This window comes from Lelliottia sp. (assembly GCF_045627565.1).
GTDB lineage: Bacteria > Pseudomonadota > Gammaproteobacteria > Enterobacterales > Enterobacteriaceae > Enterobacter.
Genome location: NZ_JAZQNX010000032.1, coordinates 1 through 26,822, shown reverse-complemented (window position 1 = coordinate 26,822; position 26,822 = coordinate 1). Strand labels below are relative to the sequence as shown.

The following is a 26,822-nucleotide window of genomic DNA, read 5'->3' as shown; positions in this document are numbered from 1 at the left end:
TCCTCTGAAAACCATCACGCCCCGCATTTTATACAAAAAGTGACAAGAAAGAGCGGGTTTGATCACAGTCGGGGATTCCCGCCCGTCCGCCGGGGCGGGTGCATTTTAATGCCGCGACGGCGCTGGCGAAGCGCACCGCTTCCTGTGCGGGCTGATTCTGCGCCAGTCCCACCGCCAGTGCACCATGAAAAACATCTCCTGCTCCAGTGGTATCCACGACGTCGATCTGAAAAGCAGGCAGATGGCTCAGTGCCCCCTTTTCAAGCCAGTAGCAACCGTCTTTGCCCTGCGTGACGTACACATGTCCATTTGTGAGCGTTTTTGCTTTTTTCAGGGCGCTTTCAGCCTCGGCGATTTGCGTCAGACGCTGCAGGCCCGGGGCGGAAAAGGCGGCGTGATCGCTTAAGGCCACCAGATCGGCAATATCCTGCGGGGTGATATCTGCATCCAGAACCGTCGTAACCCCTTGCTGACGAGCCAGGGTTAACGCCTGTTTTGCGCCGTCATGCCAGCGTACGTCTGCCAGCACCACATCCCACTGTGAAAAGTCGATATCCTGCAGCCAGTCCGCTTCCTCCGGGAGATCGGGGCTGGGGTAGTTGGCAATAATCCGTTCGCCGCTGGCATCGACCAGCACCGCCGATTGCGAAGAGCGTGCGCCCTTAAAAATCCGGGTAAAGCGCGTGTTTACTCCCAGGGACTCCAGCTCCGCGAGGAGCCGACTGCCAGTATCGTCATCGCCCACCCGCCCAATAAAGTCCACGTCAGCCCCCAGTTTCGCCGCAGCCACCGCCGCAGTGGCCGCCGGACCACCGCCCACTTCCGTGTAATTGTTTGCCACATATTTGCCTCCCTCTTTGGGTAAATCAGCGAGATACCAGATGCGATCCAGCACGGTAATGCCAACACAAGCGATTCGAGCCATGGTGATTCCTTCCCTCAATTGAATGTGACCATTTTAATTTCATGAAATGTTTAAAAAGTGACCCATGTCTATTTTTTGACTATAAATTACAAATACGATCAAAAACAGACACCACAAACGCTCACGAATAGACAAACTGTGACAATAACGCATTAGCAGGAGAGAGGCATGTCAGTGATTGCATTTATTGGTCTGGGGCAAATGGGCGCGCCGATGGCGAGCAATCTGCTCAAACAGGGTCATCAGCTTCACGTTTATGACGTTAACCCGCAGGCGGTTCAGGCGCTGGTCGAAAAAGGTGCGACGCCTGCCGCGACGCCTGCCGATGCCGCCAGAGGGGCGGAATTTATCATCACGATGCTGCCAAACGGCGATCTGGTCCGTGCCGTGTTATTCGGTGAGAACGGGGTTTGCGACGGCTTATCCCGTGATGCACTGGTCATTGATATGTCGACCATTCATCCGCTGCAAACCGACAAACTCATCGCTGAGATGGTCGAGCGTGGTTTTAGCATGATGGACGCGCCTGTTGGCCGGACATCCGATCATGCAATCGCCGGAACACTGCTGCTACTGGCAGGCGGTACGTCGCAGCAGGTTGAACGCGCCACCCCGGTGCTGATGGCGATGGGAAACGAGTTAATCGAGGCAGGTGGCCCGGGGATGGGCATCCGCGTGAAGCTTATTAATAACTACATGAGTATTGCCCTAAACGCGTTGTCCGCCGAGGCCGCCGTGCTGTGCGAAGCGTTGGGTCTCTCCTTCGATGTGGCCCTTAAGGTCATGAGCGGCACGCCGGCGGGCAAAGGGCATTTCACTACCTCGTGGCCCAACAAAGTGCTGAAAGGCGATCTTTCTCCGGCGTTCATGATCGATCTCGCGCACAAAGATCTGGGCATCGCGCTTGACGTGGCTAATCAGCTGCACGTTCCCATGCCGCTGGGCGCGGCCTCTCGTGAAGTTTATAACCAGGCGCGTGCCGCCGGGCGCGGTCGCGAAGACTGGACCGCCATTCTTGAACAGGTTCGCGCATCTGCCGGGCTGAACAACCAACACTGATAAAGAAAAGGACTATTGCATGACGACGTACACCCTGAAAGATATCACCCGACCTTCCGGCGGTTTTTCCATGCTGGCGGTCGATCAGCGTGAAGCGATGCGCCTGATGTTTGCCGCTGCGGGTGTGCCTGCACCGGTGACCGATCTGCATTTAACCGATTTCAAAGTGAACGCGGCAAAGATTCTGTCACCTTATGCCTCGGCGATTCTGGTCGATCAGCAATTCTGCTACCACCAGATCGTGGAACAAAACGCGATAGCAAAAAGCTGCGCCATGATTGTCGCCGCAGACGAATTTATTCCGGGCAATGGTATCCCAGTCGACAGCGTGGTGATTGATAAAGGTGTTGATGCACAAGCGGTAAAACGCGACGGCGGCAAAGCGCTCAAGCTGCTGGTGCTGTGGCGCAGTGACGAAGATCCCGCACAACGCCTGGAGATGGTGCGTAATTTTAACCAGCTTTGCCATGCGAATGGCTTGCTCAGCATTATCGAACCCGTTGTGCGCCCACCGCGCCGGGGTGATGTTTTTGACCGCGAGCAGGCCATTATCGAGGCAGCAAAAGAGCTGGGTGACAGCGGCGCAGATCTCTACAAAGTCGAGATGCCGCTTTACGGCAAAGGCACACAGCAAGCCCTGCTGAATGCCTCGCAAAAGCTGAATGAGCAGATCAACATGCCGTGGGTGATTCTCTCGTCCGGTGTCGATGAGAAGCTGTTCCCGCGTGCGGTGAGCGTGGCGATGCAAGCAGGGGCGTCTGGCTTCCTCGCCGGACGAGCCGTGTGGTCTTCCGTAGTGGGTCTGCCGGATACCGAGCTGATGCTGCGCGATATTTCTGTGCCGAAACTGCAACGATTGGGCGAAATCGTCGACGAAATGATGGCTCGCCGCTAGAAAAGGACATGAACATGAAATGGTTTAACACTCTCAGCCACAACCGCTGGCTGGAACAAGAGACCGACCGCATTCTGGATTTCGGTAAAAACGCCGCCGTCCCGACCGGTTTTGGCTGGCTGGGCAATAACGGTCAGGTGCGAAGCGATATGGGCACGCATCTGTGGATCACCGCACGCATGCTGCACGTCTATGCGGTCGCCGCCGGAATGGGCCGCCCCGGCGCGTATGCGCTGGTCGATCATGGCATTAAAACCCTGAACGGCGCGCTGCACGACCGGCAGTACGGCGGTTGGTACGCCTGCGTGAATGACGAAGGCGTGGTCGATGCCTCCAAACAGGGTTATCAGCACTTCTTCGTCCTGCTGGGGGCCGCCAGTGCGGTCACCACCGGTCACCCTGACGCGCGTCCGCTGCTTGATGAGGCCATCGCCGTTATTGAGAAATACTTCTGGAGTGAACAGGAACAAATGTGCCTGGAATCCTGGGATGAAGCCTTCAGCAAAACCGAAGATTACCGCGGCGGCAACGCCAATATGCACGCGGTCGAAGCGTTTCTGATCGTCTATGACGTTACGCACGATCGTAAATGGCTCGATCGTGCCCTGCGCATTGCGTCAGTGATTATTCACGACGTCGCCCGCAAAGGTGAGTACCGCGTGAATGAGCATTTCGACACCCACTGGAACCCCATCCGCGATTACAACAAGGATAACCCCGCGCACCGTTTTCGTGCCTATGGCGGGACGCCGGGCCACTGGATCGAGTGGGGCCGTCTGATGCTGCATCTGCGCGCCGCGCTGGAAGCTCGCTTTGAAACCCCACCAGAATGGCTGCTGGAAGATGCAAAAGGCTTATTCCACGCCACGATCCGTGACGCCTGGGCACCTGATGGCGCCGACGGGTTTGTCTATTCCGTAGGCTGGGACGGTAAACCGATTGTGCGTGAACGCGTGCGCTGGCCGATTGTTGAGGCCATGGGTACGGCCTATGCACTCTATACCGTCACCGGCGATCCACAGTACGAAGCCTGGTATCAGAAATGGTGGGATTACTGCATCAAGTACCTGATGGATTACGAAAACGGCTCATGGTGGCAGGAACTGGACACCAACAATGAAGTGACGACGAAAGTCTGGGATGGCAAACAGGATATCTACCATCTGTTGCACTGTCTGGTGATCCCTCGCCTGCCGCTGGCACCGGGGCTTGCGCCTGCCGTCGCCGCCGGGCTACTCGACAGCCAGGCCAAATAACAATACTCCCAAAACGATGGAGATCGTATGACTACCCTACATGATGTAAACCTGACCACGCTCAACAATGGCTTTACGTTACGCTGGCAAAACCGGCTGATTTTAGCCCATACCGATGAAGCACCCTGCCTGTGGATCGGCACCGGTGTGGCGGATATCGAGATGTTTCGCGGTAATTTCAGCATCAAAGATAAGCTGAATGAAAAAATCGCACTGACAGAGGCGACCGTCACCCACCAGCAAAACGGCTGGGCGATTCTCTTTACCCGTGGCGATACGGTGAGTGCCACGCTGCTTGTCGGGGCAGACGATCAGGGCCGGCTTGAAATTAAACTCAAAAACGATGCCGCCAGCCATAACCGCATCTGGCTGCGGCTGGCGGCAAAGTCTGAGGATCACATCTACGGCTGTGGCGAACAGTTCTCGTATTTCGATTTGCGCGGAAAACCCTTCCCGCTGTGGACCAGCGAACAGGGCGTGGGGCGTAACAAACAGACGTATGTCACCTGGCAGGCCGACTGTAAAGAGAATGCGGGCGGCGATTATTACTGGACCTTCTTCCCGCAGCCAACCTTTGTCAGCACGCAAAAGTATTACTGCCACGTTGATAACAGCTGCTATATGAATTTTGATTTTAGCGCGCCCGACTTCCACGAACTGGCCTTCTGGGAAGATAACGCCACGCTGCGCTTCGAATGTGCAGAAACTTATATCGATCTGCTGGAAAAATTAACGGGGCTGCTAGGCCGTCAGCCTGAACTGCCAGACTGGGTTTACGATGGCGTGACGCTGGGAATTCAGGGCGGGACCGACGTTTGCCAGCAAAAGCTGGACACCCTGCGCAACGGTGGCGTGAAGGTAAATGGGATTTGGGCGCAGGACTGGTCCGGCATCCGCATGACCTCTTTCGGCAAGCGCGTGATGTGGAACTGGAAGTGGAACAGTGAGCTTTATCCGCAGTTGGATGAGCGTATTGCGCAGTGGAAGCGCGAAGGGGTGCAGTACCTTTCGTATATCAACCCGTACGTCGCCAGCGACCGTGACTTGTGCGAAGAGGCGTCAAAACGCGGTTATCTCACCAAAGACGCTGACGGGAAGGATTACCACGTTGAGTTTGGTGAGTTTTATGCCGGCGTCATTGATCTGACCAATCCGGAGGCTTACGCCTGGTACAAAGAGGTCATCAAAAAGAATTTAATAGAACTCGGGTGCGGTGGCTGGATGGCCGACTTTGGTGAGTATCTGCCGACCGACACCTTCCTGCACAACGGCGTTAGCGCTGAGATCATGCATAACGCCTGGCCTGCGCTGTGGGCAAAATGTAACTACGAGGCGCTAGAAGAGACCGGCAAGCTCGGGGAGATCCTGTTCTTTATGCGGGCAGGTTACACCGGCAGCCAGAAACACTCCTTGATGATGTGGGCAGGCGATCAGAACGTGGACTGGAGCCTGGACGATGGTCTGGCCTCGGTGATCCCGGCGGCACTGTCGCTGGCGATGACCGGACACGGCCTGCACCATAGCGACATTGGCGGTTACACCACGCTCTTTGAGATGAAGCGCAGTAAAGAATTGCTGTTGCGCTGGTGCGATTTCAGCGCCTTTACTCCCATGATGCGAACCCACGAAGGCAATCGCCCAGGCGATAACTGGCAGTTTGACAGCGATGCTGAAACCATCGCCCATTTTGCCCGTATGACCACCGTCTTCACGACCCTCAAGCCTTACATCAAAGACGCCGTGTCCCGAAACGCCAAATCTGGCCTACCGGTGATGCGCCCGCTCTTCCTGCATTACGAGGATGACGCCCATACCTACACGCTGAAATATCAGTATCTGTTTGGCCGCGATCTGCTGGTTGCGCCAGTGTATGAAGAGGGCCGCAGCGACTGGACGCTGTATCTGCCACAGGACAACTGGGTCAATGCCTGGACCGGAGAGCGCTATCAGGGAGGCGAAGTGACCGTTGCTGCGCCTCTCGGTCAACCCCCGGTCTTCTGGCGCGAGCAAAGTGAATGGGCCGATCTGTTTGGCCGCTTACGTCAACTCTGATAAGGCTCGCCCGCAGGGAAACCTGCGGGCAGACGGAGAATAATAATGAGTCAACATGCATCCGATCCGGCAACCCTACGACTGCCGTTTAAAGAAAAACTCGCCTACGGAATGGGCGATTTAGGGTCCAATATTCTGTTAGATATCGGCACCTTGTACCTGCTGAAGTTTTACACCGACGTGCTGGGGTTACCGGGCACGTATGGCGGGATTATCTTTTTGATTGCCAAATTCTTTACCGCCTTCACCGATATGGGCACCGGCATCATGCTCGACTCGCGGCGCAAAATCGGGCCAAAAGGCAAGTTCCGCCCGTTCGTGCTTTATGCGGCGTTTCCGGTGACGCTGTTAGCTATCGCCAACTTTGTCGGCACGCCGTTTGAGGTGACCGGCAAGACGGTGATGGCCACGGTGTTGTTCATGCTGTATGGCCTGTTCTTCAGTATGATGAACTGTTCCTACGGCGCCATGGTGCCCGCGATCACCAAAAACCCCGACGAGCGCGCCTCGCTTGCTGCATGGCGACAGGGCGGCGCGACGCTGGGTCTGTTGCTCTGTACCGTGGGGTTTGTTCCGGTGATGAACCTGATCGAGGGGAACGACCAGCTCGGGTATATCTTTGCCGCTACCCTCTTCTCTCTGTTCGGGCTGTTCTTTATGTGGTGGTGCTATCGCGGCGTGAAAGAACGCTACGTGGAGGCACAGCCGGCGCACCCGACGCATAAACCGGGGCTGTTACAGTCGTTTCGGGCGATTGCGGGTAACCGACCGCTGTTTATTTTGTGCATCGCCAACCTGTGTACGCTGGGCGCGTTCAACGTCAAACTCGCCATTCAGGTCTACTACACCCAATACGTCCTTAACGATCCGATTTTGCTGTCCTATATGGGCTTTTTCAGCATGGGCTGCATTTTCATCGGGGTCTTTTTAATGCCCGGCGCCGTGCGTCGCTTCGGTAAGAAAAAAGTCTATATCAGCGGATTGCTGATCTGGGTGGCAGGCGATCTTCTTAACTACTTCTTTGGCGGCGGTTCAGTCAGCTTTGTTGCGTTCTCGTGCCTTGCTTTCTTCGGTTCTGCGTTTGTGAACAGCCTGAACTGGGCGCTGGTGTCCGACACGGTCGAGTACGGCGAATGGCGTACCGGTGTGCGTTCGGAAGGAACGGTCTATACCGGCTTTACCTTCTTTCGCAAGGTGTCGCAGGCGCTGGCGGGCTTCTTCCCCGGCATTATGCTGACGCAAATCGGCTATGTACCGAATGTGGTGCAGTCGGCAGGTACGGTTGAAGGGTTGCGGCAGCTGATCTTCATCTATCCCAGCCTCCTCGCGGTGATCACCATCGTGGCGATGGGCTGTTTCTATAATCTCAACGAAAAGATGTATGTACGCATTGTTGAAGAGATAGAACAGCGTAAGCGTCCGGCCTGAATGAACTGTCTTAGCGCTCTCACGGGCGCTACGAGGATCGACTATGAATCACACTCCTGATCCGTTAACCCTGAAACTGAGCCTGCGAGAGAAGTGCGCCTATGGGATGGGCGATTTTGGCTCTAACCTGATGCTGTGTATTGGCACGCTGTATCTGCTGAAGTTTTATACCGATGAGCTGGGTCTGCCTGCCTTCTATGGCGGCATTATTTTTCTGGTCGCCAAGTTCTTCACCGCTTTCACCGATATGTTGACCGGCGTGTTGCTGGACTCACGGCGTCACATTGGCGCACGGGGAAAATTCAGGCCTTTTATTCTCTATGCTTCCGTTCCCGTTGCGCTTGCGGCGGCGGCGCAGTTTGTGGCGAATGATTTTAACCTGACGGTGAAAACCGCCCTCGCTACCGTTCTGTTTATGCTGTTCGGGTTGTTCTACAGCCTGATGAACTGTTCTTATGGGGCGATGGTTCCGGCGATCACCAAAAACCCGAACGAGCGGGCGCAGCTGGCCGCGTGGCGTCAGGGGGGTGCCACGGTTGGCTTGCTGCTGTGCACGGTGGGCTTTATGCCTGTCCAGGCACTCTTTGTCAGCCAACCGTCGCTGGGCTACCTCGTTGCGGCTCTGCTGTTTGTGACCTGCGGGCTAGTCTGCATGTGGTGGTGCTACAGCGGGGTGAAGGAACGCTATGTCGAGGTTTCGCCCGATCATCACAAACCCAGCATTTTAAAATCCTTCTGCGCCATCTTTCGCAATCCCCCACTGCTGGTGTTATGCATCGCCAATCTCTGCACGCTGGCGGCGTTTAACATCAAGCTCGCCATCCAGGTCTATTACACCCAGTACGTGCTGAACGATATTCATCTGCTGTCGTGGATGGGATTTTTCAGCATGGGCTGCATTCTGGTAGGCGTTTTCCTCGTGCCTGGCGCGGTAAAGCGTTTTGGTAAGAAACAGGTGTATTTAGGCGGGCTGGCGCTGTGGGCCGTGGGCGACGTGCTGAATTTCTTCTGGGGGAGCAGTTCCACTACGTTTGTACTCTTCTCCTGCATGGCCTTTTTCGGCACCGCGTTTGTCAACAGCCTGAACTGGGCGCTGGTGCCCGACACCGTGGACTATGGCGAGTGGAAAACCGGGATTCGCGCCGAAGGGTCGGTGTATACCGGGTATACCTTTTCACGCAAGATTTCCGCCGCACTTGCCGGTTTCTTGCCGGGCATCATGCTCACGCAGATTGGCTATATTCCGCATGCCGTACAAAGCGCGGGCACGCTGCTGGGGTTACGTCAGCTGATCTTTCTCTGGCCCTGCGGGCTAGCCATTATTGCGGCCATTACCATGGGTTTTTTTTATAAACTCAATGAAGCGCGCTTCGCTTTTATTATTAAGGAGATAAGCGAACGGAAGAAAAAAATGGGCGAAGTAACGCCCTTGAATAACGAAAATAAAACCTCACCCGTCACTTTATAACAATAAACCCAGCCGGTATTCCCTTTCTGTTCATCAGGAGGGGCGGCCTTTCTGTACCTGACACATGGAAGAATTATGAAAAAAATAGCGACAGTACTCCTCGTTTCGTCTGTGTCTGGCTCCGCTTTTGCGGGTGCCTATGTCGAAACACGTGAAGCCTACAACACCGCCTCTGAACGCCATGAGGTGATCCTGCGAGCCGGTTATAATTTTGATATGGGCGCGGGTCTGATGTTCACGAACGCCTATGACGTGGGGAAGTGGGATGAAATTAAGCACAGCTATAACGAAATCGAAGGATGGTATCCCTTATTTAAACCGACGGCTAAGCTCACTTTTCAGCCAGGCGGGTTAATCAACGACAATAAAGATGGATCGGGAGGTGCCCTTTATCTGGATACCAATTATAAATTTGCCGACGCGTTTAATCTGACGCTTCGTTATCGCTATAACCATAATAATTATGATACGCCTGACTTTAACGGCGAGATGGATAAAAACGATACCCATGAGTTTGCCAATTACTGGAATTTCAAATTAACCGATTCGTTGTTTTATACCTTTGAGCCGCATTTTTTCCAACGGGTGAATGATTACCACAGTAAAAACGGTAAGGATCATCACTGGGAAATTACCAACAAGTTTAGCTATAAAATTGACCGGAACTGGATGCCGTATCTGGAACTTCAGTGGCTGGACAGATGGAATGATTACAACCGCGAGCAGTACCGAATTCGCCTGGGGTTGCGCTATTCGTTCTAATAAAAAAGCCGCTGAAATCAGCGGCTTTTTACGTTCCGGGCGAGGATTACGCCCACCCGGTATACGGCGTCGTTACAGGCGTCGTATTAGTCTTTGCTGCCACGGCCCGCACGTTTACGGTCGTTCTCAGTCAGGTGACGTTTACGGATACGTACGGAGGTAGGGGTAACTTCTACCAGTTCGTCGTCATCGATAAATTCCAGAGCCTGCTCAAGAGACATTTTCAGTGCTGGAACCAGCGTGGTCGCTTCGTCAGTACCGGAAGCACGCATGTTGGTCAGTTTCTTACCGGTCAGGCAGTTTACAGTCAGGTCGTTAGAACGACTGTGAATACCGATGATCTGGCCTTCGTAAACTTCTGCACCGTGACCCAGGAACAGCTTACCGCGATCCTGCAGGCTGAACAGTGCGAACGCAACTGCTTTACCCTGGCCGTTAGAGATCAGCACGCCGTTCTGGCGCTGGCCGATTTCACCCGGTTTAACGTCATCGTAGTGGCTGAACGTGGAGTACAGCAGACCAGTACCAGACGTCATGGTCATGAACTCGGTACGGAAGCCGATCAGGCCACGTGCCGGGATCAGGTAATCCAGACGAATACGGCCTTTGCCGTCAGGGATCATGTCTTTGACATCGCCCTTACGCTCGCCCATTGCCTGCATCACAGAACCCTGGTGCTGTTCTTCGATGTCCAGCGTCACGTTCTCGAACGGCTCTTGCATACGGCCATCGATCATACGGTTGATAACTTTCGGACGGGACACAGCCAGTTCGAAGCCTTCACGACGCATGTTTTCGATAAGAACGGACAGGTGCAGCTCACCACGACCGGATACACGGAACGCGTCCGCATCTTCGGTTTCTTCAACACGCAGTGCCACGTTGTGCACCAGCTCTTTGTTCAGGCGGTCAAGAATCTGACGAGAGGTAACATATTTACCTTCTTTGCCACAGAACGGAGAGGTGTTGACGTTGAAGAACATGGTTACTGTTGGTTCATCAACAGACAGCGCTGGCAGCGCTTCGACATTTTGCGGATCGCAAAGGGTGTCGGAGATGTTCAGTTCGCCCAGACCGGTGATCGCGATGATATCGCCCGCTTCAGCTTCGGTGGATTCAATACGCTCCAGACCGAGGTGAGTCAGTACTTTACCGACTTTACCGTTACGTGTTTTACCTTCGCTGTCGATCAGTGTGATCTGCTGGTTAGGTTTCACACGGCCACGTTTGATACGACCGATGCCGATTACGCCAACGTAGTTGTTGTAATCCAGCTGGGAGATTTGCATCTGGAACGGACCGTCAAGATCAACGCTCGGTGCTTTAACGTGGTCAACGATAGCCTGGTACAGCGGGGTCATGTCTTCCGCCATATCAGTGTGTTCGTTGCCCGCGATACCCATCAATGCTGATGCATAGATGATTGGGAAGTCGAGTTGCTCGTCGCTTGCATCCAGGTTTACGAACAGGTCGAAGACCTGATCCACAACCCAGTCAGGACGCGCGCCAGGACGGTCAACTTTGTTGATAACCACGATTGGCTTCAAACCATGGGCAAATGCCTTTTTGGTTACGAAGCGCGTCTGCGGCATTGGGCCATCCATTGCGTCAACGACCAGCAGAACGGAGTCTACCATGGACATTACACGTTCAACTTCGCCACCGAAGTCGGCGTGCCCTGGGGTATCAACGATGTTGATACGGTAGTCATTCCATTTGATAGCGGTGTTTTTAGCGAGGATGGTAATCCCACGCTCTTTCTCCAAATCGTTGGAGTCCATCACGCGTTCGGTGGCTTCCGCACGATCATTGCTGAACGTACCGGATTGCTGTAGCAGCTTGTCAACCAGGGTAGTTTTACCATGGTCGACGTGCGCGATGATGGCGATATTACGCAGATTTTCGATCACAACTTTGCCTCAGGCATTTAGAAATAGCGCGTTATTGTACACGGATTAATCGCAGGACTAAACAGGATCACAAACATCCTCCGCAAACAAGTATTGCAGAGTTGCTTTGTGATCGCTTTCACGCAGCGTAAAAAGTGCACTTTAACGGAAATCGCACCATTATGGTGCTCAATGTTCACATCGAAGCACTATAATGGTGCAATGTGACGTTCGTGGTGCAGGTCGTTTGCACTATGGTGTGCATGATAGCGCCTTTTGGGGGTAATTTGAAAGTTGGCACAGATTTCGCTTTATAAAAATACGGCAAAAAGATGGCGACAACGCCAGCCTTACACAGAATTGAAGACCTCGTTACCACGACGACAATGACCAATCCGGGAGAGTTAAGTATGTCCGCTGAACACGTTTTGACGATGCTGAACGAACATGAAGTGAAGTTTGTTGATCTGCGCTTCACCGATACCAAAGGCAAAGAACAGCACGTCACAATTCCTGCTCACCAGGTAAATGCCGAATTCTTCGAAGAAGGCAAAATGTTTGACGGCTCCTCTATCGGTGGCTGGAAAGGCATTAACGAATCCGACATGGTGCTGATGCCAGATTCAACGACTGCGCTCATTGACCCGTTCTACGAAGAGTCTACCCTGATTATCCGTTGCGACATTCTTGAGCCAGGCACGCTGCAGGGCTACGATCGCGACCCACGCTCTATCGCTAAACGCGCTGAAGAGTACCTGCGCTCTACTGGCATTGCAGACACCGTTCTGTTTGGGCCAGAGCCTGAATTCTTCCTGTTCGACGACATTCGTTTTGGTGCGTCTATTTCCGGTTCCCACGTGGCTATCGATGATATCGAAGGCGCATGGAACTCCTCCACTAAATACGAAGGCGGTAACAAAGGTCACCGTCCTGGCGTGAAAGGCGGTTACTTCCCGGTTCCTCCGGTCGATTCTTCACAGGACATCCGTTCTACTATGTGTCTGATCATGGAAGAGATGGGCCTGGTAGTTGAAGCTCACCACCACGAAGTGGCGACAGCGGGCCAGAACGAAATCGCGACCCGCTTTAACACCATGACCAAAAAAGCGGATGAAATTCAGATCTACAAATATGTGGTGCACAACGTTGCTCACCGCTTCGGCAAAACTGCGACCTTTATGCCAAAACCAATGTTTGGCGACAACGGTTCCGGTATGCACTGCCACATGTCCCTGTCCAAGAACGGCGTAAACCTGTTCTCTGGTGACAAATATGCGGGTCTGTCTGAGCAAGCGCTGTTCTACATCGGCGGTGTTATCAAGCACGCTAAAGCGATCAACGCCCTGGCAAACCCAACGACCAACTCCTACAAGCGTCTGGTCCCAGGTTATGAAGCCCCTGTTATGCTGGCTTACTCCGCGCGTAACCGTTCTGCTTCTATCCGTATCCCTGTTGTGGCATCTCCGAAAGCACGTCGTATCGAAGTGCGCTTCCCGGACCCAGCCGCTAACCCATACCTGTGCTTCGCAGCACTGCTGATGGCGGGTCTGGACGGCATTAAGAACAAGATCCATCCAGGCGAAGCCATGGATAAAAACCTGTATGACCTGCCGCCGGAAGAAGCGAAAGAGATCCCACAGGTTGCGGGCTCTCTGGAAGAAGCACTGAACGCGCTGGACGCTGACCGTGAGTTCCTGACGGCGGGTGGTGTGTTCACTGACGATGCAATCGATGCTTACATCGGCCTGCGTATCGAAGAGAACGACCGCGTACGCATGACTCCGCACCCGGTTGAGTTCGAGCTGTACTACAGCGTTTAAGTAAGCATTAAAGAAAACCCTATTCGGCGGATTTCTTGTCGCAGCAAGGCGGCAGCTAAGTGAACCCCCGGGAGCACAGACAGCTATGTGACCGGGGAGAACGAAGACAGCCAACGCAGTGGTGGCGAGAAAGACGCGAGAAGATTTTTGTTGCCGTGGAAACTTTCAGCCCATCTTCGGATGGGCTTTTTTCTCCACCAACAGACTGATCTGACGCGCTTTTCACGACGAAAAAGCTATACTGCACTAAATTAGTGCACCCACTCCAGGAGACTGCTGAATGGCAACTGGCGCGCTGCCCGATGCTGGGCAGATCCTCAATTCTTTAATCAACAGTATCTTACTTGTCGATGATGAGCTGGCGGTCCATTACGCCAACCCTGCGGCGCAGCAGTTGCTCGCCCAAAGCTCACGCAAATTATTCGGCACACCTTTACCGGAACTGTTGAGTTATTTTTCACTGAATATCGCGTTGATGCAGGAAAGTTTGGCTGCCGGTCAGGGGTTTACCGACAACGAAGTGACCCTGGTTATCGACGGACGCTCGCATATTCTCTCGTTAACGGCGCAACGCTTGCCGGACGGCCTGATTTTACTGGAAATGGCGCCGATGGATAATCTGCGTCGGCTCAGCCAGGAACAGCTTCAGCATGCACAGCAGATTGCTGCACGCGATCTGGTGAGAGGCCTTGCCCATGAAATCAAAAACCCATTAGGCGGTTTACGCGGTGCAGCACAGCTATTGACCAAGGCGCTGCCAGACCCTGCGCTGGCGGAATATACCAACGTCATCATTGAGCAGGCCGATCGCCTGCGCAATCTGGTTGACCGTTTACTTGGGCCGCAACAGCCGGGTATGCACGTAACGGAAAGTATTCATAAAGTGGCGGAGCGGGTCGTGAAGTTGGTGTCGATGGAACTCCCACCGAACGTCAAACTGATTCGCGATTACGATCCGAGCCTGCCGGAATTACCGCACGATCCCGACCAGGTTGAGCAAGTTCTGCTGAACATCGTGCGCAATGCTCTTCAGGCGTTAGGCCCCGAAGGCGGCGAAATTGTTTTACGTACCCGCACGGCATTCCAGCTGACACTACACGGCGTGCGCTATCGCCTGGCGGCGAGAATCGACGTTGAAGACAACGGGCCGGGTATTCCATCGCACCTTCAGGATACGCTTTTCTACCCGATGGTGAGCGGCCGTGAAGGCGGCACCGGGCTTGGGTTGTCCATTGCCCGCAATTTGATCGATCAACACTCCGGCAAAATTGAATTTACCAGTTGGCCGGGTCATACCGAGTTTTCGGTTTACCTGCCAATAAAAAAATAAGGTGACGACGATGCAACGAGGGATAGTCTGGGTAGTCGATGATGATAGTTCCATTCGCTGGGTGCTCGAACGCGCGCTTACCGGAGCAGGATTAAACTGCACCACCTTTGAAAGCGGTAGCGAAGTGCTTGACGCGCTCATCACCAAAACCCCGGACGTGCTGCTTTCTGATATTCGCATGCCGGGAATGGACGGGCTTGCGTTACTGAAGCAAATCAAGCAGCGCCACCCAATGTTGCCGGTCATCATAATGACCGCACATTCCGATCTGGATGCGGCCGTGAGTGCTTACCAGCAGGGTGCGTTTGATTATTTGCCCAAGCCGTTTGATATCGACGAAGCGGTAGCGCTGGTTGAGCGCGCGATCAGTCATTATCAGGAACAGCAACAGCCGCGCAATGCGCCAGTGTTTGGGCCAACGACCGATATTATTGGCGAAGCGCCTGCCATGCAGGACGTGTTTCGCATCATTGGGCGTTTATCACGCTCATCCATCAGTGTTTTGATTAACGGTGAGTCCGGGACAGGTAAAGAGCTGGTTGCTCACGCCCTGCACCGCCACAGCCCGCGTGCGAAAGCGCCGTTTATCGCGCTGAATATGGCGGCGATTCCAAAAGACTTGATCGAGTCGGAACTGTTTGGCCACGAGAAAGGGGCCTTTACCGGCGCGAACACCGTTCGTCAGGGGCGCTTTGAGCAAGCCGATGGCGGGACGCTGTTCCTTGATGAAATCGGTGATATGCCGATGGATGTGCAGACTCGCCTGCTGCGCGTACTGGCCGATGGTCAGTTCTATCGCGTCGGTGGGTATGCCCCGGTAAAAGTGGATGTGCGCATTATCGCCGCGACGCACCAGAATCTGGAGCAACGCGTTCAGGAAGGCAAATTCCGTGAGGATTTGTTCCACCGCCTGAACGTTATCCGCGTTCATCTGCCGCCGCTGCGCGAGCGCCGTGAAGATATTCCCCGTCTGGCACGCCACTTTTTGCAGGTTGCTGCCCGCGAGTTGGGTGTAGAAGCCAAACTCCTGCATCCGGAGACCGATGCTGCATTAACTCGTCTCGCCTGGCCCGGAAACGTGCGCCAGCTTGAAAACACCTGCCGCTGGCTCACCGTGATGGCTGCCGGTCAGGAAGTGTTGATCCAGGATTTACCGAGTGAGTTGTTTGAAGCGACGGCCCCAGAGAGCAGCAACGGGCAGTCATTGCCCGATAGCTGGGCGACGCTTCTGGCGCAATGGGCGGATCGCGCGCTGCGTTCCGGTCATCAAAATTTATTGTCAGAGGCACAGCCAGAGATGGAGCGTACGTTGCTGACGACCGCACTTCGCCACACTCAAGGGCACAAACAGGAAGCGGCTCGACTGCTGGGTTGGGGGAGAAATACCCTGACGCGTAAGCTGAAAGAGTTAGGAATGGAATAAGTTAAGTTCAAACCGGAGGCTTGTGCCTCCGGTTTATTGCTTAAATAACTCTTGAGAACTGCTGCAGTCTTGCCTTCTGGCGGAGATAGGCGTCAAAACACATGCAGATATTACGAATTAATAAGCGCCCTTTCGGCGTCACCTGAATCGCTTTATCCGTCACATCCACCAGCCCATCTTTCGCCAGCGGGGCGATCAGCTTTAAATCTTCGGCAAAATAATCCGCAAAGTTAAGATCCCATTGCGCTTCTACTGGCTCAAAATCGAGGCGGAAATTACAGATAAGCGCCTTAATAACGTCGCGGCGAATACAATCGTCACGCGTTAAAGCAATCCCGCGCCACAGCGCATTCCCGATTTCATCCACCTGCTGATAATACTGCTTCAGCTCTTTCTGGTTTTGCGCGTAGCAGTCGCCGATCATGCTGATGGCGGATACGCCCATGCCCAGTAAATCGCTGTCGCCCTGAGTGGTGTAGCCCTGGAAATTACGATGCAGCACGCCTTCGCGTTGGGCGATGGCCAGCTCATCATCCGGGCGGGCAAAGTGATCCATACCGATAAACTGATAACCAGTTTCCGTCAATGACGTGATGGTTTCTTGCAGGATATCGAGCTTCTGCTGCGCAGACGGCAGGTCGGCATCTTTGATTTTACGTTGCGCCGCAAACAGCGTTGGCAGATGCGCATAGTTAAAGACACTCAGGCGATCGGGATTCAGCTCTGCCACACGTTTAAGGGTGAAGGCAAAGCTTTCAGGCGTCTGCTTCGGCAGGCCATAAATCAGGTCAATATTGGTTGAGGTAAAACCGATTTCGCGAGCATGGTTCAGGAGAGCAAAAATAAAATCTTCATCCTGCTCGCGGTTAACCAGACGCTGAACCTCTTTGTTGAAGTCCTGGACCCCCATACTCAGACGGTTGAAGCCTTCAGCCCGGAGGTGGTCGAGGACATCCAGTTCAATTTCACGCGGATCGACTTCGATAGAAATTTCGGCATCAGTATCGAACCGGAAGTTTGCCCGCAGCAGATCCATCAGGCGGCTGATTTGTGCTTTATTCAGATAGGTCGGCGTACCGCCGCCCCAGTGCAGCTGGCTAACGTGACGGCCAGCAAAAAGCGGTGCGCGGTGCAGAATTTCCTGCTCAAGGGCATCAAGATAGTGGTCGGCTTTATGCTGCTGGCGAGTCACGATCTTATTACAGCCGCAGAAATAGCAGAGCTTGTGGCAGAAAGGGATGTGAACATACAGCGAAAGCGGGCGCTCAGGATAACGCACCACGGCCTGCTGAAAATCAGCCTCACTGAACGTTTCGGCAAACTCCAGCGCAGTCGGATATGAGGTATAACGCGGCCCGGAATAGTTATATTTTTGGATCAGGGCCAGATCCCAGTCGATGCTCGGTACAGACATGTTCACTCCTTCCGTTGGTGTCGCATTCGTATACGGCGGCCCGTTTTTACCCCATTGCGGGTCATCATCCGGGTGCGCAACAACCTCTGTCGCCGCGACAACCGCCGTAGTTTAACGAATAACCACACCAGATAACATATAACCGGAAGGGTTATAAGCAGGACGATAGAGCCTGCCGGGTGCAAATGTTAGTTTCCACCTTTCAGAAGACGCATCATGTCGTCCTGCTTCTCTTCTTCTTCGTCGTCTTCATCATCTTCATAAGAAAGACCGAGCTGTTGCATCAGTTCATCAATACGGTCTAATTTGGCATCGACCCATTTCTGCTCTTCAGCATTCAGTTTTTCGCCTGCTTCAAGGCGTTCCAGCAGCGCGTCCAGGCGCTCATCATTCTCCAGCATATCCAGCTCAGCCTGCGGTGAAAGCATAGGTTTCTCGCTCTTAGGTTTGTGATGCTTGACTACTGGGGTGTCCGTCACACCCAGTGGAATTGGCGTTTTACTGCCAATGCGCGGATCTTTCTGTTTGCTGTTTTGTGCAGTAGAACCTGATGCACTGCTACCATTCGCACGGCTCCCCGCAGAATGCCCACTGTGCTTTTTAACACGTTTGCGATCGCGTGCTTCCTGATTCAGTTCTTCACGTGTTTTGCGGTGCGCTTTTGTCGGGCGTTTCGCGCCCGCTGCAGAGGTCGGTTTTTTCATGATGTCTTATCTTTAAGCCGTTTTATTCAGTATAGAATTGCGGCGAAATCTAGCAGAAAGCAAGCAAAGAAAAAAGGCGACAGAGCAATCTGTCGCCTTTTTTCCTGACTCACTACCCTAAACGGGTTTTACAATCCCTGTTCGCCAACAACTAACCCTGTTTATCCTTTAGCGGAATCATCCGTGATACGGTTCCATTTCCCTTTTAAACGCCTCCTGGCGTGTCGTCCTTGAAATCCTGAGTCTTCGCCTCCTGGCGCTCCTGACCCTCATCCTTAAGTCATAATCCTGATGGCATCCTCGCCGTGGGTGCTACTTTACCTTTTTCAGTTCTTCTGACAAGTAATGAAAGTGTACAAAAAAGGATTTTAGGAAAAATACTTAAAAACAACTCTTTGATTTTAAATGGATTGGTTATTTTAAAGCTTGGCATTAGTCTGAAATGTCCCATAGATATCATGGCGGATATCTCACAATAGAGAAGGTGTTAACGTACGCCGTATTCGCGAAGGGAAAGCCTTTTGCCTGCATTCAGGTATAATCCCTTTCAGAATAAGAATTTTGGAGACAAGTACGTGACTAACTGGAACTATCAACAGACGAATTTTGTCACCAGTGCGCCTGATATTCGCCACTTACCCCCTGATACCGGGATTGAAGTGGCGTTTGCGGGCCGTTCTAATGCAGGGAAATCCAGCGCCCTCAATACGCTGACTAATCAGAGAAGCCTGGCGCGTACCTCAAAAACCCCAGGGCGTACCCAGCTTATTAACTTGTTTGAAGTGGCTGAAGGCAAGCGACTGGTTGATTTACCCGGCTACGGCTATGCGGAAGTTCCAGAAGAGGTAAAACTCAAATGGCAAAAAGCCCTGGGGGAATATCTTGAAAAACGCCAGTGCCTGAAAGGTCTGGTTGTGCTGATGGATATCCGCCACCCGCTGAAAGATCTCGATCAGCAGATGATCCACTGGGCGGTAGCGAGTGAAATCCCAGTACTGGTGCTATTGACCAAATCCGACAAGCTGGCCAGCGGAGCGCGTAAAGCGCAGCTCAAACTGGTGCGTGAAGCCGCACTGGCATTCAACGGTGACGTGCAAATTGAGACGTTTTCATCGCTGAAAAAGCAAGGCGTCGATGTTTTACGTCAAAAGCTAGACAGTTGGTATAACGGGCTGGAACCCGCTGTAGAAGCGGAAGAGTGATAAGAAGCGCGGCGATGTCCGCGTTTTTTTGCCGAAAATTTTCTTTGCCGCAATAAAAAACGCCCCAGTCATTACTGACTGGGGCGGCTAAAATATTCAGCCAAATCCGATTACGTGAAGTAAAAGGTCTGAAAGATAGAACATCTTACCTCTGTACCCTACGCGAATAACTCTACTCTTTTTTTATCGCTGGACAAAGCACTTTTTGTAGTTTTTTTTCACTCTTTACATAGGTAAATCTAATGAATGTCACATAATGCACACTGTTATGTTGCTTACTTACATAAAAAGCGCATTACGCATCGAATCATTAGTGAGCCAGGTCCCAGTTTTCACCGCTTCCTACTTCCACCAGCAACGGCACATCTAATGTCATGCTACCTTCCATCAGTTCATGGATCTTTTTAGAAACGGCTTCCAGATCTTCGCGATGAACTTCGAACACCAGTTCATCGTGTACCTGCATGATCATGCGCACGCGCGGTTTGTCTTTTTCAAGCCAAGCATCCACTGCAATCATTGCACGTTTGATGATGTCGGCTGCCGTGCCCTGCATCGGTGCGTTGATCGCCGCTCGCTCTGCTCCAGCTCGACGAGCCGCATTGCTTGACGTGATGTCAGGGAGATAAAGACGACGGCCATCCAGCGTTTCGACGTAACCTTTTTCCTTTGCCTGCGCGCGCGTGCGTTCCATGTATTCCAGAACGCCAGGATAACGCTCAAAGTAGAGGTCCATGTATTTTTGCGACTCTTTGCGCGGAATATTAAGCTGGCGAGAAAGGCCAAACGCGCTCATGCCGTAAATCAGACCAAAATTGATCGCTTTCGCACTACGGCGCTGATCGTTGGTCACGCTATCCAGTGGCAAACCAAAAACTTCTGCTGCAGTCGCGCGATGGATATCTTTGCCTTCGGCAAACGCGGTCAGTAAGCCTTTATCCCGCGACAAATGCGCCATGATGCGCAGTTCAATTTGCGAGTAGTCGGCAGATACAATCAGATAATCTTTCGGCGCGATAAATGCCTGACGGATTCTGCGCCCCTCTTCATTACGAACCGGGATGTTCTGCAGGTTTGGCTCAGTAGAGGACAAACGCCCTGTCGCCGCAACCGCCTGATGATAAGAGGTGTGAACGCGACTGGTTTTTGGGTTAATCATCAACGGCAGCTTATCGGTGTATGTCGATTTAAGCTTGGCGAGACCACGGTATTGCAGGATCACTTTAGGTAATGGGTAATCGAGTGCCAGCTCTTCCAGTACCTCTTCAGACGTTGATGGTGCACCACCAGGCGTTTTCTTCAGCGGCTTGATACCTTGCTTTTCAAACAAGATCGTCTGCAACTGCTTGGTTGAGGACAGATTGAACGGCTCTCCGGCAATCTCATGGGCTTTTTGCTCAAGCTCACTCAATCGTAGGGCGAGCTCCTCAGAATGTTTGTGCAACACCGCCGGATCAATTTTGACGCCATTGCGCTCAATGCGCGAAATAACGGGCACCAGCGGCATTTCAATATGTTCGAATACATTCAGCGGGCCTTCCTGCTTTTGCAGTTTTGGCCACATTTTCAGATGCAGTTGCAGCGTGACGTCGGCGTCTTCCGCCGCGTAACGGCCAGCTTCTTCGAGCGCGATCTGATTAAACGTCAATTGATTCTTGCCTTTACCGGCGATCTCTTCAAAGGTGACGGTTTTATGCTTAAGCCAGCGATCTGAAAGCGAATCCATATCATGGCGGCCCGCGACACTGTTCAGAATGTACGATTCCAGCATGGTGTCATAGGCAATACCGCGCAGCTCAATGCCGTAATTTTGCAAAATACCACGGTCAAACTTAAGGTTTTGCCCAACTTTTTTCGCTTTCTCATCTTCGAGGAGCGGTTTCAGTAATTCCAGCACGCGGTCGCGGGAGATCTGATTAGGGGCATCAAGATAGTCATGCGCGACGGGAACGTAAGCCGCCATGCCAGGCTCCGTCGCAAATGACAGACCCACCATATTGGCAGAGATGTTATCAAGGCTGTCGGTTTCGGTATCAAAAGCAAAAACGGGCGCTTTTTTCAGTTTTTCTATCCAGGCAATGAGCTGAGACTCTTCAAGCACCACTTCATAGTTATCATAAGAGAGCGTCGTCGCCTCTTCTTCCACTTCGTCTTCAGCATTGACGACGATGGTGTCTTTTGGCTTCGCGGCAGGTTTACTGCCCTTAGCTTGCATCCATTTGCCGGCTTCGACATCGGTTATCCAGCGCTTGAATTCATATTGCTTAAACAGGCCAAGCAGCTCTTCAGCAATAGGCTGCTGCACCTCAAGCTGTTCACAGGTCAGTTCCAGTTCAACGTCGGTTTTGATGGTCGCCAGTTTGTAGGAGAGGTAGGCCACCTCTTTGTTCTGTTCCAGCTTCGCGGCTATGGTTTTCGCGCCGCGGAATGTTAAGCCAGCGATTTTATCCGATTCAGCATACAGGGTGTCCAGTCCACCTAACCCTTGCAGCAGCGCTTGCGCAGTTTTTTCGCCTACACCCGGCACGCCTGGGATGTTATCTGAGGAGTCACCCATCAAGGCCAGGAAATCGATAATCAGTTCTGGAGGCACGCCATATTTGTTGGCGACTTCATCTGGCCCAAGAATGGTATTTGTCATGGTATTGATTAGGGTGATACCAGGGGTGACCAGTTGAGCCATGTCTTTATCACCCGTGCTGATTAGCACCGGACGGCCTAACTTTTCAGCTTCACGCGCCAGCGTGCCAATGACGTCATCAGCTTCAACGCCAGAAACGGCCAGCAACGGCAAGCCCATTGCTTTCACCATGGCATGCAGAGGCTCAATTTGCGCACGCAAATCGTCCGGCATAGGTGGACGATGGGATTTGTAATGCTCAAACAGTTCATCGCGGAACGTTTTGCCTTTCGCGTCAAAAACGACCGCGGCATGCGATGGCTGATACTGGAGGATGAGGCTGCGCAGCATGTTCAGCACGCCGTACATCGCGCCGGTCGGCAACCCCGCGCTATTGGTCAGAGGAGGAAACGCATGATACGCCCGATAAAGGTAAGAAGAGCCATCGACGAGAATAAGAGGGTTTTCTGGGATCTGAACCATAGTGTACGTGCCTTTAATTAATTTATGGTTCAAGGATGCCACAGACGGATGAAAACATCAGTTTTTAGCGCCGTGTCCGGGAAAAGATTTCGCGATCCTGAGGATCACTCGCAAATTAAAACTGTGGATAACTTTGTGAATATTTTCATGCCATATGAATAATCATGTCATTCTAAATATCAGTTTTAATAATTTATGCTTTATGATCAACCGACTATGAAAGGATTCTACCCGTATATTTTCGGTCGCTGATTATTTACTCTGTGTGGATATTCCCTGCGCCAAAATTGTTTACGGGTGAAACTCTGTTGCAAAATCAATTCCACATAATCGCAGAGTGAAAGCATATTCGACGCCAGGTTACTGATAAAATCAGCGCCCTGCGTTAACGGTACCCTCGTTGATTATCAGTTAACCACCTTAAAAAACCCATCATGTCGAGATTTCTCGCTGCATTCACCTTACAGCTCAGTTCTGGTCACTCTCTTCGCTCTGTACCCATTATTCTCGCCAGCGTGATCAAATTATAGCTTCCGGTTCCAGTCGTTTAACGCACAGTTTCGACATTCTGTAATTTCATGATGCATTGCTGGTGCGAAGGGTTAGCGTTGTAGAGGTGAATGAAGAGTTACACGGCGATTACATTAGCGATAAGCATTTCAAACGTCGATTCCAGGGTTGGCTAAACACGCTATGGAATGATAAAGATGAGCTGATAAACAGGATTAAATTGCCAAACAAAAACGCCGGCTGTTAGCCGGCGTTTTCTTTTATTTCTTCTCAACCAGATATTTTACGGTGTCAGCATATTGCTGCACGAAAATGTCCATGCTGCTTGTATCCATACCTTGTGGGTTCACCTGATATTTGCCATTAACGAACATGGCTGGAACACCCTGCAGCTGAAGATCTGCGGCAGCTTTTTCCTGTTGGGCGACCAGGGATTTCACTACAAAGCTGTTCCATGCAGCGTCGTAATCTTCACCTTTTACACCGGCATCAACAAAGACTTTGCGAATATCAGCCGTCGTCTGAACGGTTTGGGTTTTCTGTACGGCTTCAAACATTGGGGCGGTAACTTGATCTTCCACACCTAACGCCAATGCAACAGCCCAAGCCTGGGTCAAATCTTTGCCCAATGGACCCAAGAATTCGACATGATATTTGGTCATTTTGGTGCCTTCAGGCAACTTTTTCTTCACGTTATCAGAAACGTGCAGCACTTCCTCAAACTGATAGCAATGGGGGCAATAGAATGAGAAAAACTCCAGTACCTGAGGTTCACCGGCAACAGGCTTTTCAAGGGTATTGAACTGCTTGCCATCGCTGAATTGAGCAGCGGATGCGCTAAATGCCAGAATCATACCTGCCAGCGCCAGCCATATTTTTTTCATGATCAACTTTCTCCTGATATTTCCGATTAATACATTGGCGTTAATCGCAGTGGAGGTTCATTAAGAACCTTAACCTGCTCAATAAATGTGGTTGTCTGGCTGCGCCAGTAATCTTCCCCGGTCAGCCACGGGAAGTTTTTAGGAAACGCGGGATCGTCCCAACGCCTGATTAACCATGCGAGATAATATACAAAACGCATGGCGCGTAAAGGTTCAATCAGAGCGATTTCATCTGAATTGAAGGGGCTAAATTCTTCATATGCTTCAATAATGGTTTCAAGCTGCATGCGCTGTTCCGCTTTATCACCATTCAGCAGCATCCAGAGATCCTGAACCGCAGGTCCCATTCTGGCATCATCGAGATCGACAAACAGAGGGCCATCTCGCCATAGGATATTACCGGCATGACAATCCCCATGAAGGCGCAACGTTTCTACCTGCCCATCCCAGTGCATCGCAACCGCATTAATCAGTGCATCGGTTGCTTTAAGGAAATTCGCTTTCAGGGCCTTGGGGATCAGCGTGGCGGTTTCGAAAACCTGGCGGGGTTCTGTTAAATATTCCTGAATCCCGATCGCAGGACGGGCGCTAAAGGTTTTTTTTCGCCCAGTCTGATGAATTCGACCCAGATAGCGGGCAACCCACTCCATTTGATCGATGTTATCGGACTCAAACTGACGGCCGCCCAGGCTTGGGAACACCGCATAAAAAAAACCTTTATGCGTCAGTAACGTTTGGTTATTGAATTGGATCGGCGCGGCTACAGGAATCTCATCATTCACGAGATCCAGAGCGAACTGATGCTCTTCCTGGATTTGCTCAGCAGACCACCGTTGAGGCCGATAAAACTTAACGACAAAACGCTGGCGGTCTTCATCCTGGAATTGATAGACACGGTTTTCATAGCTGTTAAGAGGTGTTAACCCGGAGTCTACGCGGATACCCTGTTCGAACAGGGCATCCATAATGGTATCCGGGTGTAATGTCTGGAAAGTAAAAGACTTGTCGTTCATCCGATCATCCGGAAATTATACGAATGATTCAGGATATCATTTCACAGAGATTTCGGTGGCGCCTCTTACAAGGTTTTACTCTTTAATTACGCCACGGGCGCGTAGAAGTGCGGTTTTAAAATCTTCTTCGTAATCTTTCTTTATCCCTGGAATCGCAGCATCTTTTGCAGAATCGCGCATTTTGAGGTGATAGATCAGAATGTCATCAGAAAGGTCGGCCAGTTCGCCGTCATAACCTGACTCTTTCGCCAGTTTCTGTAAAAATTGGATTAGATTCAGTTCCGGCTCTTTTTGCCAGGCTGGCTGGAGGAGTTCAATAACTTCATTCAGACGTTTACATTTCATTGCGATGCTCCTTTCGTTTATGGGAATACGTTATCAGGGTCAATCCCACAATAAAAGAGGCGATATTTGTGAATCAATGCAAGGAAGTACTCGCCGTGGTTCTGGCGGGTGGAAGAGCGACGCGAATGGGGGGAAGAGATAAGGGCTTACAAGAGCTAAATGGAAAGCCTTTATGGAAGCATGTGGCCGATACGCTTCGTAAGCAAGTCGATGCTATCGCGATTAGCGCTAACCGACATATCGATATTTACCAGCAAAGTGGCTATCCCGTATATCAAGACAGTCTGGACGATTATCCGGGGCCTTTAGCCGGTATGCTCAGCGTTATGCAGCAGTCTGAGCGTGAATGGTTTCTCTTTTGTCCCTGCGATACTCCTTTTATTCCAACTTGTCTTGCTGAGCGTCTGGTGAGCAATCAGAATAATGCCCCTGTCGTCTGGGTACATGATGGCGAGCGAGATCATCCTACTATTGCATTGATTAACCGAAGGTTAATTGCAGAACTGAAAACGTACCTGGCATCCGGAGAACGTCGAGTGATGATGTTCATGCGTCAATCCGGCGGTCATTCAGTCGATTTTAGCGATCAAAAATGCGCTTTTATTAACGTGAATACACCTGAAGATCTGCGAAATATACAGGGGATTGTATGAAACCCGTTTTAGCCATCGCCGCATGGAGTGGCACCGGCAAAACATCGCTTCTAAAAAAACTCATTCCTGCGCTTTGCGAGCGAGGTATTCGTACTGGGGTAATTAAGCATACCCATCACAATATGGATGTCGATAAACCGGGTAAGGACAGTTACGAATTGCGTCACGCTGGAGCCGCACAAACCATGGTTGCCAGTACGCAGCGATGGGCACTAATGACTGAGACACCAGAGAAAGACACACTCGATCTCAATTATCTTGTGAGTCGCATGGATCATTCCGCTTTGGATCTGGTATTAGTTGAGGGATTTAAGCATGAACCAGTGACTAAGATTCTATTATTCAGGAAAGGTACCGGGCATGGAGTCGATGAGTTAACGTTGGATCAGGATGTGATTGCTGTTGCCTGTGATGTTTTGCTGGCACTACAGGTGCCCATATTAGATCTCAATAACACGGATGAGATTGCCAATTTTATCCAGGAATGGCTAAAGAAGCAGTAAACATCCGGACTTCTTATCAGACTGGCTTATTTTCTGAGTATTATCACTGAAAAACACAAGCAAAAAACCCCGGGCCTTTCGGACCGGGGTTCTTCTTTATTGATGCCTGGCAGTTCCCTACTCTCACATGGGGAGACCCCACACTACCATCGGCGCTACGGCGTTTCACTTCTGAGTTCGGCAT

At 51.9% G+C, this 26,822-nt stretch carries 21 protein-coding genes and 2 pseudogenes; 15 read left to right on the top strand and 8 right to left on the bottom strand.

Features of this window, described 5'->3' with window-relative positions; all coding sequences use genetic code 11:
• Positions 1–28: 28 nt before the first annotated feature.
• Positions 29–925, bottom strand: coding sequence for a sugar kinase (locus ACKI5T_RS16040; RefSeq protein WP_407438717.1), 897 nt, complete (start codon positions 923–925; stop codon positions 29–31).
• 168 nt (positions 926–1,093) lie between these two features.
• Here ACKI5T_RS16040 and yihU point away from each other — a divergent pair, with 168 nt between their 5' ends.
• The 7 genes from yihU (at position 1,094) to ompL (ending at position 9,845) form a co-directional block, all read left to right on the top strand.
• The gene (gene yihU, locus ACKI5T_RS16035) at positions 1,094–1,984 is read left to right on the top strand and encodes a sulfolactaldehyde 3-reductase (protein WP_407438715.1); all 891 of its coding nucleotides are present in this window, start codon (positions 1,094–1,096) and stop codon (positions 1,982–1,984) included.
• A gap of 19 nt (positions 1,985–2,003) precedes the next feature.
• Positions 2,004–2,879 carry a sulfofructosephosphate aldolase gene (gene yihT, locus ACKI5T_RS16030; protein WP_407438714.1) on the top strand — a complete coding sequence of 292 codons (876 nt, stop codon included), beginning with the start codon at positions 2,004–2,006 and terminating at the stop codon, positions 2,877–2,879.
• A gap of 14 nt (positions 2,880–2,893) precedes the next feature.
• Entirely contained in the window at positions 2,894–4,135 is a 1,242-nt protein-coding gene (yihS, locus tag ACKI5T_RS16025; RefSeq protein ID WP_407438712.1) for a sulfoquinovose isomerase, read from the top strand.
• Between the two features lie 27 nt (positions 4,136–4,162).
• Positions 4,163–6,187: an alpha-glucosidase gene (locus tag ACKI5T_RS16020; protein ID WP_407438710.1), complete on the top strand. Its 2,025-nt coding sequence runs from the start codon at positions 4,163–4,165 to the stop codon at positions 6,185–6,187.
• Between the two features lie 45 nt (positions 6,188–6,232).
• Positions 6,233–7,615 (top strand): MFS transporter, encoded by a 1,383-nt coding sequence (locus tag ACKI5T_RS16015; RefSeq protein ID WP_407438708.1) that lies wholly within the window; start codon positions 6,233–6,235, stop codon positions 7,613–7,615.
• 43 nt (positions 7,616–7,658) lie between these two features.
• A complete protein-coding gene (locus ACKI5T_RS16010) occupies positions 7,659–9,083 on the top strand; it encodes an MFS transporter (RefSeq protein WP_407438706.1) in 1,425 nt (474 codons plus the stop codon).
• Positions 9,084–9,158: 75 nt separating this feature from the next.
• Complete coding sequence (ompL, locus tag ACKI5T_RS16005; RefSeq protein WP_407438704.1) at positions 9,159–9,845, top strand: porin OmpL; 687 nt, start codon at positions 9,159–9,161, stop codon at positions 9,843–9,845.
• An 86-nt stretch (positions 9,846–9,931) separates the two neighbouring features.
• Here ompL and typA read toward each other — a convergent pair whose 3' ends face one another.
• Positions 9,932–11,755, bottom strand: a complete 1,824-nt coding sequence (gene typA, locus ACKI5T_RS16000) for a ribosome-dependent GTPase TypA (RefSeq protein ID WP_407438702.1) — start codon at positions 11,753–11,755, stop codon at positions 9,932–9,934.
• Between the two features lie 389 nt (positions 11,756–12,144).
• On the opposite strand from typA, the gene glnA reads away from it, so the two are divergent.
• The 3 genes from glnA (at position 12,145) to glnG (ending at position 16,307) form a co-directional block, all read left to right on the top strand.
• On the top strand, positions 12,145–13,554 hold the full coding sequence (glnA, locus tag ACKI5T_RS15995) for a glutamate--ammonia ligase (protein ID WP_015961054.1): 1,410 nt from the start codon (positions 12,145–12,147) through the stop codon (positions 13,552–13,554).
• Positions 13,555–13,834: 280 nt separating this feature from the next.
• A complete protein-coding gene (gene glnL, locus ACKI5T_RS15990) occupies positions 13,835–14,884 on the top strand; it encodes a nitrogen regulation protein NR(II) (RefSeq protein WP_015961055.1) in 1,050 nt (349 codons plus the stop codon).
• A 10-nt stretch (positions 14,885–14,894) separates the two neighbouring features.
• Positions 14,895–16,307 carry a nitrogen regulation protein NR(I) gene (gene glnG, locus ACKI5T_RS15985; RefSeq protein WP_015961056.1) on the top strand — a complete coding sequence of 471 codons (1,413 nt, stop codon included), beginning with the start codon at positions 14,895–14,897 and terminating at the stop codon, positions 16,305–16,307.
• A gap of 40 nt (positions 16,308–16,347) precedes the next feature.
• Here the strand turns inward: glnG and hemN are convergent, their stop codons facing one another.
• Both hemN and yihI read right to left on the bottom strand, forming a co-directional pair.
• Positions 16,348–17,721, bottom strand: a complete 1,374-nt coding sequence (gene hemN / locus ACKI5T_RS15980) for an oxygen-independent coproporphyrinogen III oxidase (RefSeq protein ID WP_407438699.1) — start codon at positions 17,719–17,721, stop codon at positions 16,348–16,350.
• 188 nt (positions 17,722–17,909) lie between these two features.
• The gene (gene yihI, locus ACKI5T_RS15975) at positions 17,910–18,425 is read right to left on the bottom strand and encodes a Der GTPase-activating protein YihI (RefSeq protein ID WP_407438697.1); all 516 of its coding nucleotides are present in this window, start codon (positions 18,423–18,425) and stop codon (positions 17,910–17,912) included.
• Positions 18,426–19,000: 575 nt separating this feature from the next.
• Here yihI and yihA point away from each other — a divergent pair.
• Positions 19,001–19,627 carry a ribosome biogenesis GTP-binding protein YihA/YsxC gene (gene yihA / locus ACKI5T_RS15970; RefSeq protein ID WP_407438695.1) on the top strand — a complete coding sequence of 209 codons (627 nt, stop codon included), beginning with the start codon at positions 19,001–19,003 and terminating at the stop codon, positions 19,625–19,627.
• 310 nt (positions 19,628–19,937) lie between these two features.
• Here yihA and polA read toward each other — a convergent pair whose 3' ends face one another.
• Entirely contained in the window at positions 19,938–22,730 is a 2,793-nt protein-coding gene (gene polA / locus ACKI5T_RS15965) for a DNA polymerase I (protein ID WP_407438693.1), read from the bottom strand.
• Positions 22,731–23,164: 434 nt separating this feature from the next.
• Here polA and ACKI5T_RS15960 point away from each other — a divergent pair.
• Positions 23,165–23,341: pseudogene (locus tag ACKI5T_RS15960) on the top strand (acyltransferase); the annotation flags it as partial.
• Positions 23,320–23,487 (top strand): annotated as a pseudogene (locus tag ACKI5T_RS15955) (acyltransferase); the annotation flags it as partial. The pseudogenes ACKI5T_RS15960 and ACKI5T_RS15955, both read left to right, overlap by 22 nt.
• Positions 23,488–23,500: 13 nt before the next feature.
• Here the strand turns inward: ACKI5T_RS15955 and dsbA are convergent.
• The 3 genes from dsbA to ACKI5T_RS15940 all read right to left on the bottom strand — a co-directional run bounded on the left by dsbA (position 23,501) and on the right by ACKI5T_RS15940 (position 25,482).
• Positions 23,501–24,124 carry a thiol:disulfide interchange protein DsbA gene (gene dsbA, locus ACKI5T_RS15950; protein ID WP_015961061.1) on the bottom strand — a complete coding sequence of 208 codons (624 nt, stop codon included), beginning with the start codon at positions 24,122–24,124 and terminating at the stop codon, positions 23,501–23,503.
• Between the two features lie 26 nt (positions 24,125–24,150).
• Positions 24,151–25,137 carry a serine/threonine protein kinase gene (locus ACKI5T_RS15945; RefSeq protein ID WP_407438692.1) on the bottom strand — a complete coding sequence of 329 codons (987 nt, stop codon included), beginning with the start codon at positions 25,135–25,137 and terminating at the stop codon, positions 24,151–24,153.
• A 75-nt stretch (positions 25,138–25,212) separates the two neighbouring features.
• A complete protein-coding gene (locus ACKI5T_RS15940) occupies positions 25,213–25,482 on the bottom strand; it encodes a YihD family protein (protein WP_407438690.1) in 270 nt (89 codons plus the stop codon).
• A gap of 68 nt (positions 25,483–25,550) precedes the next feature.
• On the opposite strand from ACKI5T_RS15940, the gene mobA reads away from it, so the two are divergent.
• Both mobA and mobB read left to right on the top strand, forming a co-directional pair.
• Entirely contained in the window at positions 25,551–26,135 is a 585-nt protein-coding gene (gene mobA / locus ACKI5T_RS15935) for a molybdenum cofactor guanylyltransferase MobA (protein WP_407438688.1), read from the top strand.
• The gene (gene mobB / locus ACKI5T_RS15930) at positions 26,132–26,638 is read left to right on the top strand and encodes a molybdopterin-guanine dinucleotide biosynthesis protein MobB (protein WP_407438686.1); all 507 of its coding nucleotides are present in this window, start codon (positions 26,132–26,134) and stop codon (positions 26,636–26,638) included. Before mobA ends, mobB begins: the two co-directional genes overlap by 4 nt.
• Positions 26,639–26,822: the final 184 nt, after the last annotated feature.

Bases quoted from the DNA above. Each gene is read 5' to 3' on its own strand.
- ACKI5T_RS16020 (WP_407438710.1), top strand. From the start codon at position 4,163: ATGACTACCCTACATGATGTAAACCTGACCACGCTCAACAATGGCTTT.
- ACKI5T_RS16040 (WP_407438717.1), bottom strand. From the start codon at position 925: ATGGCTCGAATCGCTTGTGTTGGCATTACCGTGCTGGATCGCATCTGG.
- ACKI5T_RS16015 (WP_407438708.1), top strand. From the start codon at position 6,233: ATGAGTCAACATGCATCCGATCCGGCAACCCTACGACTGCCGTTTAAA.
- yihS (WP_407438712.1), top strand. From the start codon at position 2,894: ATGAAATGGTTTAACACTCTCAGCCACAACCGCTGGCTGGAACAAGAG.
- yihU (WP_407438715.1), top strand. From the start codon at position 1,094: ATGTCAGTGATTGCATTTATTGGTCTGGGGCAAATGGGCGCGCCGATG.
- glnA (WP_015961054.1), top strand. From the start codon at position 12,145: ATGTCCGCTGAACACGTTTTGACGATGCTGAACGAACATGAAGTGAAG.
- dsbA (WP_015961061.1), bottom strand. From the start codon at position 24,124: ATGAAAAAAATATGGCTGGCGCTGGCAGGTATGATTCTGGCATTTAGC.
- ACKI5T_RS16010 (WP_407438706.1), top strand. From the start codon at position 7,659: ATGAATCACACTCCTGATCCGTTAACCCTGAAACTGAGCCTGCGAGAG.
- yihI (WP_407438697.1), bottom strand. From the start codon at position 18,425: ATGAAAAAACCGACCTCTGCAGCGGGCGCGAAACGCCCGACAAAAGCG.
- ACKI5T_RS15945 (WP_407438692.1), bottom strand. From the start codon at position 25,137: ATGAACGACAAGTCTTTTACTTTCCAGACATTACACCCGGATACCATT.
- mobB (WP_407438686.1), top strand. From the start codon at position 26,132: ATGAAACCCGTTTTAGCCATCGCCGCATGGAGTGGCACCGGCAAAACA.
- ACKI5T_RS15940 (WP_407438690.1), bottom strand. From the start codon at position 25,482: ATGAAATGTAAACGTCTGAATGAAGTTATTGAACTCCTCCAGCCAGCC.
- glnL (WP_015961055.1), top strand. From the start codon at position 13,835: ATGGCAACTGGCGCGCTGCCCGATGCTGGGCAGATCCTCAATTCTTTA.
- yihT (WP_407438714.1), top strand. From the start codon at position 2,004: ATGACGACGTACACCCTGAAAGATATCACCCGACCTTCCGGCGGTTTT.
- polA (WP_407438693.1), bottom strand. From the start codon at position 22,730: ATGGTTCAGATCCCAGAAAACCCTCTTATTCTCGTCGATGGCTCTTCT.
- glnG (WP_015961056.1), top strand. From the start codon at position 14,895: ATGCAACGAGGGATAGTCTGGGTAGTCGATGATGATAGTTCCATTCGC.
- ompL (WP_407438704.1), top strand. From the start codon at position 9,159: ATGAAAAAAATAGCGACAGTACTCCTCGTTTCGTCTGTGTCTGGCTCC.
- hemN (WP_407438699.1), bottom strand. From the start codon at position 17,721: ATGTCTGTACCGAGCATCGACTGGGATCTGGCCCTGATCCAAAAATAT.